Origin of the sequence: Lysobacter panacisoli (assembly GCF_009765165.1) — a bacterium.
In the GTDB taxonomy this organism is placed as follows: domain Bacteria; phylum Pseudomonadota; class Gammaproteobacteria; order Xanthomonadales; family Xanthomonadaceae; genus Lysobacter_J; species Lysobacter_J panacisoli.
This window is the reverse complement of sequence record NZ_VLNU01000001.1, coordinates 2,182,278-2,195,137: the sequence shown is the minus strand read 5'-3', so window position 1 is coordinate 2,195,137 and position 12,860 is coordinate 2,182,278. Positions and strand designations below refer to the sequence as shown.

11 protein-coding genes are annotated in these 12,860 nt (G+C 68.2%); all 11 read left to right on the top strand.

Annotation, left to right across the window (positions count from 1 at the left end):
- Window position 1 precedes the first annotated feature (1 nt).
- Window positions 2–1,882: a flagellar hook-associated protein FlgK gene (gene flgK, locus FOF45_RS10300; RefSeq protein WP_158984545.1), complete on the top strand. Its 1,881-nt coding sequence runs from the start codon at window positions 2–4 to the stop codon at window positions 1,880–1,882.
- Window positions 1,879–3,081: a flagellar hook-associated protein FlgL gene (gene flgL, locus FOF45_RS10295; RefSeq protein ID WP_158984543.1), complete on the top strand. Its 1,203-nt coding sequence runs from the start codon at window positions 1,879–1,881 to the stop codon at window positions 3,079–3,081. Before flgK ends, flgL begins: the two co-directional genes overlap by 4 nt.
- Before the next feature lie 222 nt (window positions 3,082–3,303).
- Complete coding sequence (locus FOF45_RS10290; protein ID WP_158984541.1) at window positions 3,304–4,545, top strand: flagellin; 1,242 nt, start codon at window positions 3,304–3,306, stop codon at window positions 4,543–4,545.
- 169 nt (window positions 4,546–4,714) lie between these two features.
- The gene (gene fliD / locus FOF45_RS10285; protein WP_158984540.1) at window positions 4,715–6,049 is read left to right on the top strand and encodes a flagellar filament capping protein FliD; all 1,335 of its coding nucleotides are present in this window, start codon (window positions 4,715–4,717) and stop codon (window positions 6,047–6,049) included.
- Window positions 6,050–6,082: 33 nt separating this feature from the next.
- Window positions 6,083–6,484 (top strand): flagellar export chaperone FliS, encoded by a 402-nt coding sequence (gene fliS, locus FOF45_RS10280; protein WP_158984538.1) that lies wholly within the window; start codon window positions 6,083–6,085, stop codon window positions 6,482–6,484.
- Window positions 6,481–6,771: a hypothetical protein gene (locus FOF45_RS10275; RefSeq protein WP_158984536.1), complete on the top strand. Its 291-nt coding sequence runs from the start codon at window positions 6,481–6,483 to the stop codon at window positions 6,769–6,771. Before fliS ends, FOF45_RS10275 begins: the two co-directional genes overlap by 4 nt.
- On the top strand, window positions 6,768–7,328 hold the full coding sequence (locus tag FOF45_RS10270) for a PilZ domain-containing protein (protein WP_158984534.1): 561 nt from the start codon (window positions 6,768–6,770) through the stop codon (window positions 7,326–7,328). The genes FOF45_RS10275 and FOF45_RS10270 overlap by 4 nt, the downstream gene beginning before the upstream one ends.
- A 175-nt stretch (window positions 7,329–7,503) precedes the next feature.
- Window positions 7,504–8,133: a response regulator transcription factor gene (locus FOF45_RS10265; protein ID WP_158984532.1), complete on the top strand. Its 630-nt coding sequence runs from the start codon at window positions 7,504–7,506 to the stop codon at window positions 8,131–8,133.
- A gap of 1,029 nt (window positions 8,134–9,162) precedes the next feature.
- Window positions 9,163–10,545 carry an RNA polymerase factor sigma-54 gene (gene rpoN, locus FOF45_RS10260; protein WP_158984530.1) on the top strand — a complete coding sequence of 461 codons (1,383 nt, stop codon included), beginning with the start codon at window positions 9,163–9,165 and terminating at the stop codon, window positions 10,543–10,545.
- A 2-nt stretch (window positions 10,546–10,547) separates the two neighbouring features.
- Window positions 10,548–10,931, top strand: a complete 384-nt coding sequence (locus tag FOF45_RS10255; RefSeq protein WP_158984528.1) for a response regulator — start codon at window positions 10,548–10,550, stop codon at window positions 10,929–10,931.
- Window positions 10,924–12,402, top strand: coding sequence for a sigma-54 dependent transcriptional regulator (locus FOF45_RS10250; RefSeq protein ID WP_158984526.1), 1,479 nt, complete (start codon window positions 10,924–10,926; stop codon window positions 12,400–12,402). The genes FOF45_RS10255 and FOF45_RS10250 overlap by 8 nt, the downstream gene beginning before the upstream one ends.
- Window positions 12,403–12,860 lie beyond the last annotated feature (458 nt).

Here is a 12,860-nt window from a genome sequence, read left to right as displayed (position 1 = left end):
CATGGCGAACGTACTTTCCACCGGTTCCGGCGCACTCATCGCCTTCCAGCGCGCGCTCGCGACCGTGAGCCACAACGTCGCCAACGTCGCGACCGAAGGCTACTCGCGCCAACGCGTCGAACTGGCCACGCGCCATCCCACCGACATGGGGTATGGCTGGGTCGGCAACGGCGTGCAGGTTGCCGACGTGCGCCGCATCGCCGACGACCTGGCGACGTCGCGCCTGCTCGACAGCGGCGGCGAACTATCGCGCCTGCAGCAGTTGTCGGCGATGGCCTCGCGCGTGGACAGCCTGATGTCCGACAAGGCGACCGGCCTGTCGGGCGTGTGGTCCAACTTCTTCGACGCGACCACCGGCCTGAGCAGCAACGCGTCGTCTTCCGCCGCGCGCCAGGAAGTGCTCGCCGATGCGCGCGCGTTGACCAACCGCTTCAACCAGCTCAACTCGCAGCTCGATTCGCTCGGCAACGAGGTCAACAGCGGCCTGCGCGCGAGTGCGGAGGAAGTGAACCGCCTCGGCGCGGAAATCGCGCGGCTCAACGGCGAGATCTCCTCCAACCCGAACAACGTGTCCAACGACCTGCTCGACCAGCGCGACCGCCTGGTGTCGGAACTGGTCGGCCACACCGGGGGCACCGCGGTCGCGCAGAAGGACGGCGCGCTCAACGTCTTCACCGCGGGCGGACAGGCGCTGGTGGTCGGCAACACCTCGTCGAAGCTGACCACCATCACCGATCCGTTCCAGCCCGAGCGCCTGCAGCTCGCGCTCGACGCGAACGGCCAGCAGATCCGCCTCAACGAGTCCTCGCTCGGCGGCAAGATCGGCGGCCTGATGGATTTCCGCAGCGACGTGCTCGATCCGGCGCAGGCCGAACTGGGGCGCATCGCGGTCGGACTGGCGGAGACGTTCAACCAGCAGCACCGCGCCGGCATGGACCTCAACGGCCAGATGGGCACGGACTTCTTCTCGCTGCCCGCGCCACGCGCCACCGGCCACGCCGCCAACACCGGCACCGGCACGCTCACCGCGAGCGTGGGCGATCTGTCCAAGCTCGACGCGCAGAACGTGGTGCTGAAGTTCGACGGCACCGCGTGGAGCGCGACGCGCGCCGACACCGGCGCGGCGGTGCCGCTCACCGGCACCGGCACCGCGGCCGATCCGCTGACGATCGGCGGCGTGGAACTCGTCGTCGGCGGTACGCCGGCCGGCGGCGACCGCTTCCTGCTGCAGCCCACCGCGGGCGCGGCCGGCGGCATCAAGGTCGCGATCGACGATCCCAACCGCATCGCCGCGGCGACGCCGGTGAAGGCGCAGACGGACATCGGCAACATCGGCAACGGCAAGGTCAGCGGCATCAAGGTCACCGATCCGACCAACGCCAACCTGCTCACGCCGGCCGACATCGAGTTCATCGACGGCACGCAGTACACCGTCAACGGCGCCGGTCCCTACACCTACACGCCGGGACAACCGATCGCCGCGAACGGCTGGAGCCTCACCCTCGACGGCGTGCCGTCCGCGGGCGACAACTTCCGCGTCGGCAGCACGGGCGCCGGTTCCAGCGACAACGGCAACGCATTGTTGCTGAGCAACCTCGACGACGCGAAAGCGCTCAACAGCGGCACGGTGTCGCTCAACGGCGCGATCGGCGGCCTGACCACGATGGTCGGTTCGTCCGCGCGCCAGGCCGACTACGCCGCCGACGCGCAGAAGATCCTGCACGACCAGGCACAGTCCGCGCGCGACGCGATCTCCGGCGTCAACATCGACGAAGAGGCGGCCAACCTCATCCGCTTCCAGCAGGCCTACCAGGCCGCGGCGCAGGTGATCTCCACCGCCGACAGCATGTTCCAGTCCCTGATCAGTGCGGTGAGCCGATGACCAACACGCGCATCTCCACCGGCGGCGTCTACATGCAGTCGCTGAGCACCATGCTGGCCAAGCAGGCCAGCCTGGCGCACACGCAGCAGCAGCTCGCCTCGGGCCAGCGGCTGATCACCGCCAAGGACGATCCGGTCGCCGCCGGCACCGCGGTGTCGCTCGATCGCGCCAGCGCTGAACTGGAACGCTTCGGCGAGAACGCGAACCTGCTCGGCAACCGGCTCAACCTGCAGGAAAGCGTGCTCGCGCAGGCCGGCGATCGACTGGCGCGCGTGCGCGAACTCACCATCCAGGCCAACAACGCGAGCCTGTCGAGCGACGACAAGAAGGCGATCACCGCGGAACTGAAGGTGATCCGCGAGGAACTCATCGGCCTGGCCAACAGCCAGGACGGCAACGGCCGCTACCTGTTCGGCGGCACCGCCGACGACCATGCGCCGTTCGTGGTGAGCGCCGGCAATGTCGGTTACACGGGCGACCAGACGCAACGCAAAGTCGAGATCGCACCGGACCACTTCGTCTCCGACACGATCCCGGGCAGCGAGCTGTTCATGCGCGTGCGCAGCGGCGACGGTCGCGTCGATGGCCGCGCCGCCACGGGCAACACCGGCAGCGGCGTGCTGATGGAATTCGGCATGGACCCCAACTCCGGCTGGAACGGCCAGAGTTACAGCGTGGTGTTCACCGCGCCCGATGCGTACGAACTCCGCAACGCCGCCGGTGCCGTCGTCGGTACGGGCACCTACGCCAGCGGCGAAGGCATCAGCGTCGGCGGCCTCAACCTGCGCATCGACGGTGCGCCCGCGGCCGGCGACAGTTTCAGCGTCGGCCCGGCCGGCACGCAGGACGTATTCGGCATGCTCGGCGACCTGGTGTCGGCGCTGGAACTTCCCGACGACACGCCGCAGCAGCGCGCGGCGCAGCAGAACGCGTTGCAGGCATCGCTGCGCAACGCCGCCACCGCGCAGGACCATTTCATCGACGGCCGCGCCACCGGCGGTGCGCAGCTGGCTGCGATGGACAGCGCCGCCGAATTGCGCGAAGCGCAGTCGGTTACGCTGGAGACCACGCTGTCGAGCATCCGCGACCTGGACTACGCCGAGGCGATCACCCGCTTCACCCTCGAGAACACCGCGCTCCAGGCCGCGCAGCAGGCCTTCATGCGCACGCAGTCCAGTTCGCTGTTCGATCTGTTGTAACCGGGACCGGCGATCCGGCGCGGGGCGCTTGCGCTGTCCGCCGGATCACGATTCCGGAACCCGGATCACAAGACTTGTCAACCGGAGGCTAAAGGTTTCACCAGGGACGCCGCTATCTAGGTCAGCAGCGGCAAGGGCCGGCAACACCGACCAACCACTGCGGCATTGCCGGCCGGCGAACCGCTTCGCCGGTGCCCTAACCGAAACCTACGGAGAATCACCATGGCACAAGTCATCAACAGCAACGTGATGTCGCTCAATGCCCAGCGCAACCTGGGCACCAGCAGCGCCAGCCTCGGCACCACGATCCAGCGCCTGTCGTCGGGTCTGCGCATCAACAGCGCGAAGGACGACGCGGCCGGCCTGGCCATCTCGGAGCGCTTCAGCACCCAGATCCGCGGCCTCGACGTCGCCGTGCGCAACGCCAACGACGGCATCTCGCTGGCCCAGTCGGCCGAAGGCGCGATGGTCGAAATCGGCAACAACCTGCAGCGTATCCGCGAGCTGTCGGTGCAGTCGGCCAACGCCACCAACTCGCAGTCCGACCGTGACGCGCTGAACGCCGAAGTCACGCAGCTGGTCTCGGAAATCGACCGCGTCGCCAACCAGACCAACTTCAACGGCACCAAGCTGCTCGACGGCTCCTTCGCCGGTGCGCTGTTCCAGGTCGGCGCCAACGCCGGTCAGACGATCGGCGTGAACAACATCGTCGACGCCAACGCCGACGCGCTGGGCGGTGCGGTGTTCGACAAGAACTCGGTGACCGTCGCCGCCACCGCCGTCACGGCCGCCACGGGCCTGAAGATCAGCGGCGCCACGATCACCGGCGCCAACGGCACCGCCGTGACGCTGAGCGACATCGAGATCAAGGCCACCGGCACGACCGCCGCCGACATGCAGGGCGCCGCCGCCAAGGCCCTGGCCACCGCGATCAACGAGAAGCTGGACCAGACCGGCGTCTACGCCGAAGTCGACGGCACCGACCCGACCAAGGTGAACCTGACCTCCATCAAGGAGAGCGCGGATTCCACCGGCGCGTTCAAGGCCATCGGCATGAGCGGCGGCACCTGGACCGACACGGCCGCCACCCCGGCGACCAAGACGGCCCCGACCTTCACCGCCACCCCGGCCGCTTCGGCCCCCGGCAAGAAGTACGCGAAGGACCTGGACATCTCCTCGTTCACCGGCGCGCAGCAGGCCCTGGAAATCGTCGACAAGGCCCTGACCAGCGTCAACTCGGCCCGCGCCGACATGGGTGCGATCCAGAACCGCTTCACCTCGACCATCGCCAACCTGCAGGCGACGAGCGAGAACCTGAGCGCCTCGCGCAGCCGCATCCGCGATGCCGACTACGCGAAGGAAACCGCTGAGCTGACCCGTACTCAGATCCTGAGCCAGGCCGGCACCGCGATGCTCGCGCAGGCCAACGCCGTACCGCAGAACGTCCTCAGCCTGCTGGGCTGATCCATCGCCAGACGGGGCGCGAGATCCGCGTCCCGATGGCACCCTTGGCGGGATGCGCGCGAACGCATCCCGCCGGTTCTTTCCGCAAGGAGTTGCCATGACCGCTCATCGTTCGCCCCGTCCCACGCCGCTCGTCGCGGTCCACGGTCGACGCGGAAGGTAAGCGGTCATGGCCATTTCCACGCTCGGTTCGGGCATCGACATCCCTTCGCTGGTCTCGCAGCTGGTCGCGGCCGAACGCTCGCCGATCGAGAACCGCATCGCCCGCGGCGAGAACGCCGCCAAGACGCAACTGTCGGCGATGGGCTCGCTCAAGAGCACGTTCTCCACGCTGCAGAGCGCGCTGGAGAAGCTGCGCAAGAACGACGGCGCCAATGCACGCGTCGCCACGATTCCCGACGACAAGGCCGGCTTCACCGCCACCGCCAGCAGCACGGCGGCCGTCGGCGAATACAAGATCGAAGTCGAATCGCTGGCCAGTGCGCACAAGCTGACGTCGCCGGCGAAAGCGGCCGACGCGAAGATCGGCACCGGCAAGCTCGTGATCGAGGCCGGCGACGAGAAGATCGAAGTCGAGATCAAGGAAGGCCGCAACACGCTGGCCGACATCCGCAGCGCGATCAACGAGGCCGCCGCCGGCAAGGGCGTGCAGGCCAGCCTGGTGAACGCCGACGGCGGCCAGCACCTGGTGCTCACCGCGGTCGATGCCGGCACCGAAGGCAAGCTGCGCATCACCACCGAAGGCGGCGACGGCGGACTGTCGGCGCTGGTCTACGATCCGGGCGTGTCCACCGCCATGACCGAGACCGTCAAGGCCGAAGACGCGGTCGTCTACGTCGACGGCCTCAAGCGCACCTCCAGCAGCAACAGCATCACCGACCTGCTGCCGGGCGTCACGATCACGCTCAAGACAGCCAAGCCGGACGAGGTCTTCACACTCAAGGTCGCCACCGACGATGCCGCGCTGAAGACCACGCTGGCCTCGTTCGTGAGCGCGTACAACGCCGCGATCGGCCTGACCAAGTCGCTCACCGCCTACAACGCCGAGACCAAGACCGGTTCGGCGCTGACCGGCGACTCGATGGTGCGCGGCCTGCAGAGCTCGCTGCGCAACATGGCCAGCGAGAACGTGGTGGCGTTCAAGGCCCTCGGCCTGAAGATCAACACCGACGGCACGCTCGCGCTCAACACCGGCGACCTGACCAAGGCGCTGGCCGAAGACCCGGGCGCGTTGTCTCGCCTGTTCTCGGGCGAGGACGGCAGTTACGGCGCGAAGCTGGAGGACATGCTCGGCAGCGTGCTGGAAGACAACGGCCTGCTCGACTCGCGCACCGACAGCCTCAACGCGCGGATGAAGACCTACGACAAGCAGTACGAAGACCTGGACCGCCGCATGGAATCGCTGCAGGCCCGCTACACCGCGCAGTTCACGGCGATGGAGCAACTGGTCACCCAACTGCAGGGCAGCAGCGGCTTCCTGTCCCAGCAACTCGGTTCGGCGTAAGCCGGTCCGACGACGTCACACCGGAGAACCACCATGCTCGGCGCCCACCGCAACTACGCCAACCAGTACCGCAGCACCGGCGTCAGCGCCGCCGTGCTCGAAGCCGATCCGCACCGCCTCGTCGGGCTGATGCTGTCGGGCGCGCGCGATCGCATCCGCCTCGCCGGCGCCTGCCTGGAACGCGGCGACATCCCGCGCAAGGCCAAGGCCATCAGCGATGCCAGCGGCCTGATCACCGGACTGAGCAGCGCGTTGAACATGGATGCCGGCGGCGAGATCGCGCAGGGCCTGCAATCGCTGTACGACTACGCCCAGCAGCGCCTGCTGTCGGCCAACGTCGAGAACGACAGCGAAGCGCTGGTGGAAGTCGATTCCCTGCTCGGCGACATCGAATCGGCCTGGCAGGCGATCGCGCCGAAGGCGGCCACGCCGTGACGGCGGCGGTACCGCGCCTGCCCGAAGCCGAAGTCCGCGCGGCGTTGCACGCGGAGCAGTGGGAGCGCGCGTTCGAACTGCTCGACGAGCACGACCGCGAACTGCGCCTCGCCCTCGACGGCGTCGACCTGACCGGTCCGGCCGCCGCGCCTTGGCGCGAGTTGCTGGAACGCCAGAACGCGCTGCTCGGCGACCTGACCCTGGTCCGCGACGAGATCGCGCGCAATCTCGCCCGCCTCGGCCGCGACCGTCGCGGCGCACTGGCCTACCGGACCACCGCCGGATGACCCCGGCCGCGGCCGACGCGACCCTGTTCGACGAGGTCCTCGTCCACGAGGACCGCCGCGCCGCCGTGTTCGTCCCCGGCGCGCCCGATGCCGGCGCGCGCCAGGCCGCCTCCGTCCGCGCCGAAATGCTGCTGGTCGCCCTCGCCCACAGCGAGGGCGTGCGCAACGAGGACAGCGACGAACACATCGAAACCTCGTCCGCCCTGCAGCGCGTGGAGGCCAAGCTCGACCTGCTGCTGGGCCTGTTCGGCGTGCTCCTGCGCGAACGCGGCCACGTCCCCGACCCGGTCCGCCTGCGCTGGTCCACTCGCGGCGCCCGCCTGGACGTCTACGCGCCCGAACCGCAGCCCGCGATCGGCACCCCCGGCCTGCTGCGCCTGCAGCCGGCCGACTGGCTGCCGGACTGCATCGACCTGTCGGCACGGGTGATCGCCAGCGAACCGGGCCGACTGTGGCTGCAGTTCGAACCCGTCGCCCCGCCCCTGGCCGACGCGGTCGAGCGCCATCTGTTCCGCCTGCACCGCCGCCAGATCGCCGAAAGCCGTCGCCAGCGCTAGCGCGCCTCCCGGCCCGGCCGCTCCATTCGCCCCGGCATCGATACTGTTCCGCATGTGGCGGCATTTGCCGTGGCCGTCACATTCCGAGCGTGAACGAATGGCCCCTCCACCCCACCTCGGATAAGGTGCCCGCACTGGAAGACGGGATCGGGGAACGGAGTTGGGGTCGGGGCTGTTGCGCGTACTGATCTGTGACGACCACACGCTGGTTCGCGCCGGATTGCGCCGTCTACTGGAGTCCTTCGCGGACATCGAAGTCGTGGCTGAAGCCGCCAATGCGGACCAGGCCATCGTCGGCGCACGCCTGCACCAGCCCGACATCGTCCTGATGGACCTGTCCATGCCCGGCCGCAGCGGCTTCGAGGCCCTGGTCGAACTGCGCCGCGACCATGCCGCCTGCGCGGTGGTGGTGATGTCCATGCACGACGACCCGACCCATGTGCGCGAGGCCCTGGCCCGCGGCGCCAGCGGTTTCGTGGTCAAGGAAGCGGCCCCGGCCGAGCTGGAGATCGCGATCCGCGCCGCCGCCGCCGGCCGCACCTACCTGAGCCCGCAGGTCTCCGCCCCGCAGCTGTTCGCCCGCCCGCGCGCGGACGAGGGCATCGACTCCCTGCCGCCGCGCCAGCGCGAGATCCTCGCCGCCCTCGGCGCCGGCCGCACCAGCAAGCAGATCGCAGCGGACCTGGGCATCAGCGTGAAGACGGTGGAAACCCACCGCGCGCGCATCATGGCGACGCTGGGCTGCCGCAATGCGATCGAGCTGTTGCGCATGGCGATGCGGTTGCATGATCGGCCGAATGCGTGAGCGATCGTCCAATCGAGTGAACTGACAAAACCGGCGAATGCCGGTTTTTTGTTTTTGGGTCTGCTGGTACTGCGTAGCAACGGCAACAGCTTCCGCTCGCGAGCGAGCGGGTTACTTTTGTCTAGACAAAAGTAACCAAAACCGTTCGCTCCTCTCACGAGCCGCCGCTGCGCGGCGGTGCCCTGCGCGCCTACGCCGCAAAGGGGCACGCCGCCCAAACTCGCTGCACTGCGCTCCGCTCAAACAGTGGGCGGCTCTTCGGCCCCTTTCCGGCTCCGGTGCTCGGCTCGATCGGAAGTCGCTGAAGGGCGAAGAGCAAGAACAACAGCAGTGCACGGCAACATCAACATCAACATCAACATCAACGGCAGTCTCGTAGCCCGGGTAAGCGAAGCGCACCCGGGGAGTACAGGGATGCCCCGGGTGCGCTTCGCTTACCCGGGCTACGGCACTCTTGCCCGGCTTCACGAACAGCTCGCCCGTCCTTAGCCCCGGAGGGCGTCGCACAGGACGTGCGGCGCTTCGCGCGGAGGCAGGAGTCGACTCGCGAAGGCACCCTTTCGCTGTCCGGTCGCAGGACTGGGTTGGATCTCAATGACTCTTTCTTTTGGTTACTTTTTCTTTGGGTCAGCAAAGAAAAGTAACCCGACCGGCTTTAGACGGTCGGAAGCTGTTGCAGTCGCTCAAAAAACTTTCGCTGTTGCTCGGAAAATCTTGCTGGGCACAGCTCAAAACACAAGCAAAACCCAGCCTCTGGCCCACCCATTGCATGCCCCCGATCGCGACGCCTTCCCGACGCCGGAACGTCGTCACAAACCCCAACGGTGACGGCCATCTCCGTGCCCTTTCGCGTCAGCTGATGACGCACCCGAACCAGCCCTGTCGGAAGTACGTCGCAATGTAGGGGCAACCCCTACAAACCCGCGGGTTTTCCCCGAAGAGTGTCCGGGTTCGCCCCGATTCGAATGCCGTCACCTTCACATCACGATGACATCCGTGGCCGCCGACATGGCGGATGGGGACACAACCGTGAAAGCAACGATGCGCCCGCAACTCGGGCTCGGCGTCAACCTGACGCCTCAACTCCTGCAGTCGATCCGGCTGCTCCAGCTCACTGCGCCGCAGCTCGAGATGGAGCTGCGCCAGGCCCTGGAGCGCAACCCGCTGCTGGAGCAGGACGAGCCCGAAGTCGAGGCCGAGGAAATCGAGGCCGACGCGCGCGTCGAATCCGCCGCGTGGGATGAACTGCCCGAACCCTCCTTCCTCTCCGGCGGCAACACTGGCGGCGACTACGACGACGCCGCGTCGCGCATCGCCGAAGGCGCCTCCTCCGATCCGCGCCAGCGCCTGCTGCAGTCGCTGTCGCTGCAGTGGAACGCCCGCGACGTCGCCATCGCCGCGTGGTGGCTGGACCAGTGCGACGACCGCGGCTATCTCGAATCCCCGCTCGACGAACTGCACCTGCTCGGTGCGAGCACCTGCAACCTCGATGCCAGCGAACTGGAAATCGTGCGCCAGCGCCTGCTGCACGGCGAATGCACCGGCGTGGCCGCGCAGGACGCCGGCGAATGCCTGCGCGCGCAGCTGTCGATGCAGCCCGAATCCAGCGCACGCACGCTCGGCCTGCGCATCCTGCGCGACCACCTCGACCTGCTCGCCGTGCACGACGAAGCCGCGCTGGCGAAGTCGCTCAAGTGCGACGCCGCCGACGTGCGCGACGCCGTCGCGCTGGTCATGACCCTGCGCGCGCATCCGATGGAAGACACCACGCCGGACGATGCGGGCGTGATCGTCCCCGACGTGGTCGCCTGGCACGCCGACGGCGGCTGGCGCGTCGCGCTCAACGGCCGTTCCGCGCCGCGCGTGCGCATCGCCGCGCATTGCGAACGCGCCCTCGCCGACGCACCAGGCGACGTCAGCGCGCTGCGCGGCCTGCTCGACGAAGCACGCTGGCTGGTGCGCGGCGTGGCGATGCGCAACGACACGCTGCTGCGCACCACGCAGGTGCTGGTCGAACGCCAGCGCGCGTACCTGGAACGCGGCGACGAAGCGATCGCACCGCTGACCCTGCGCGAAGTCGCGGACGCCATCGGCATGCACGAATCCACCGTCTCGCGCATCACCAGCGGCAAGTTCCTGCAGACCCCGCGCGGCACGATCGAACTCAAGCGCCTGTTCGCGGTGCGCCTGGAAGGCGCGGAAGTCTCCGGCAGCGCGGTCAAGGCGATGGTCAAGCGCCTGATCGACGCCGAACCGGCGCATGCGCCGCTGGCCGACGACACCATCGCCGGCCTGCTCGCCCGCCAGGGCGTGCGTGTGGCGCGCCGCACCGTCGCCAAGTACCGTGACCAGCTCTCGATCGCGCCGGCACGCCAGCGTTGCCGCGCGGTCGCCTTCGCAAAGGCCAGCTGATCATGCGTGAACTGAAGATCCTCATCGTCGACGACCATCCCGGCTTCATCAGCGCGGCGATCCGCCACCTGCGCCGGCAGCCGTGGGCGAACGTCGTCGGCACCGCCGGCAACGGCATCGAAGCCATCACCCAGTGCGAGACGCTGCGTCCGGACGTGGTGCTGATGGACATGGCGATGCCCGAAATGGGCGGACTGCAGGCCGCGCGCCTGATCAAGGCGCAGGACGAGCCGCCGTACATCGTCATCGCCAGTCATTTCGACGACACCGAACACCGCGAACACTCGCTGCGCGCGGGCGCCGACGCCTTCGTCAGCAAGTTGGCCTACATCCAGGACGTTCTGCCGCTGCTCGAGCGGCTTGCCACGGAAGACACCCATGAGTGAGTCCCGAATCCTCCTGATCGACCAGGACATGGCACGCGCCGAACGCGTCGCCACGTTGCTGGAGTTCATGGACTTCACCCCGCGCATCGCCGCCGACGTGGGCGACGTGAACCTGGAACGCGCGCGCGCGTCCGACTGGGTCGCGGTGATCGCCGGCGATGTCGGCGACGGCGAGGCGTGGGAGCGCTTCGCGGCATGGCTCGGTGCGCAGCCGATGCATCCGCCGGTGCTGGAACTGCCGGGCCACGACGCCGAGGGAAGCCGCGCGGCGTGGCGCACGCAGATCCATCCCGACACCGTGTGGCCGCTGGACTATCCGATCCGCCGCGCGCAGCTGCAGGACGTGCTGCGTCGCGCCAGCCTCAAGCGCCTGGACGACGACGCGCGCCGCGAACTGCCGCAGGTCGGACCGACCGGCCGCAGCCCGGCCGTGCTGCGCCTGAACCGCATGATCGACCAGGTCGCCGCGTTCGACACCACCGTGCTGATCCTGGGCGAATCCGGCACCGGCAAGGAAGTCGCCGCACGTGCGATCCACGCGCGCTCCAAGCGCCGCGAGAAGCCGTTCGTCGCGATCAACTGCGGCGCGATCCCGCCGGACCTGCTGGAAAGCGAACTGTTCGGCCACGAGAAGGGCGCCTTCACCGGCGCGCTCACGCAGCGCAAGGGCCGTTTCGAGATGGCCGAAGGCGGCACGCTGCTGCTCGACGAAATCGGCGACATGCCGATGGCGATGCAGGTCAAGCTGCTGCGCGTGCTGCAGGAACGCTGCTTCGAGCGCGTCGGCGGCGGCGCGACCATCAAGTGCGACGTGCGCGTCATCGCCGCCACGCACCGCAACCTCGAATCGCACATCGCCGAAGGCAAGTTCCGCGAGGACCTGTTCTACCGCCTCAACGTGTTCCCGATCGAAATGCCGTCGCTGCGCGAGCGCGCCGCCGACCTGCCGGACCTGATCGGCGCGATCAGCCGCCAGTTGTCCGAGAGCGGTCGTGGTCGCGTGAGCCTTTCGGGCGATGCGATCGCGATGCTCCAGCAGTACGCGTGGCCGGGCAACGTGCGCGAGCTCAGCAACCTGCTCGAACGCCTGTCGGTACTGCATCCGTCCGGCCTGGTCCGCGCCGACGACCTGCCCGCGCGCTACCGCAGCCAGCTGCCGGCCGCGACGCTGTCCGCGATCGACGCCATCCCTGCCGAGGAACCCGCACCGGTGATGGCGCTGCTGCGCGAGGCCGAGGCGCCGGATCCCGCGACGCTCTCGGCGACCGCGACGCTGCCGCCGCAGGGCATCGACCTGCGCGGGCACATCGCCAACATCGAACTGGACCTGATCCGCGCTGCGCTCGCCCAGACCGGCGGCGTCGTCGCCCACGCCGCGCCGCTGCTCGGCCTGCGCCGCACGACGCTGGTGGAGAAGCTGCGCAAGTACGGGATCGAGCGCGAATCGATGGAGCTGGCGCAGGGGTTCTGAGGCGGTTTTGTTTGAGGGGGCGGTGTTAGCGCTCTCTTTTTCGCACTCCGAGCAACTGCTTTTGAGCAACTGCTTTTGAGCAACTGCTTTTGAGCAACTGCTTTTGAGCAACTGCTTTTGAGCAACTGCTTTTGAGCAACTGCTTTTGAGCAACAGCAACAGCTTCCGCTCGCAAGCGAGCGGGTTACTTTTGTCCTGGCAAAAGTAACCAAAACCGTTCGCTCCTCTCACGAGCCGCCGCTACGCGGCGGTGCCCTGCGCGCCTACGCCGTAAAGGGGCACGCCGCCCAAACTCGCTGCGCTCAAACAGTGGGCGGCTCTTCGGCCCCTTTCCGGCTCCGGTGCTCGGCTCGCTCGGAAGTCGCTGAAGGGCGAAGCAAGAGCAGTGCACGGCAACAGCAATGGCAACGTCAACAGCAACAGCAACAGCAACAGCAACAGTCTCGTAGCCCGGGTAA

Excerpts from the sequence above, each read along its gene's own strand:
- flgK (WP_158984545.1), top strand. The coding sequence starts at position 2 with ATGGCGAACGTACTTTCCACCGGTTCCGGCGCACTCATCGCCTTCCAG.
- FOF45_RS10270 (WP_158984534.1), top strand. The coding sequence starts at position 6,768 with ATGACCCCGGCCGCGGCCGACGCGACCCTGTTCGACGAGGTCCTCGTC.
- FOF45_RS10290 (WP_158984541.1), top strand. The coding sequence starts at position 3,304 with ATGGCACAAGTCATCAACAGCAACGTGATGTCGCTCAATGCCCAGCGC.
- FOF45_RS10255 (WP_158984528.1), top strand. The coding sequence starts at position 10,548 with ATGCGTGAACTGAAGATCCTCATCGTCGACGACCATCCCGGCTTCATC.
- FOF45_RS10250 (WP_158984526.1), top strand. The coding sequence starts at position 10,924 with ATGAGTGAGTCCCGAATCCTCCTGATCGACCAGGACATGGCACGCGCC.
- fliS (WP_158984538.1), top strand. The coding sequence starts at position 6,083 with ATGCTCGGCGCCCACCGCAACTACGCCAACCAGTACCGCAGCACCGGC.
- flgL (WP_158984543.1), top strand. The coding sequence starts at position 1,879 with ATGACCAACACGCGCATCTCCACCGGCGGCGTCTACATGCAGTCGCTG.
- fliD (WP_158984540.1), top strand. The coding sequence starts at position 4,715 with ATGGCCATTTCCACGCTCGGTTCGGGCATCGACATCCCTTCGCTGGTC.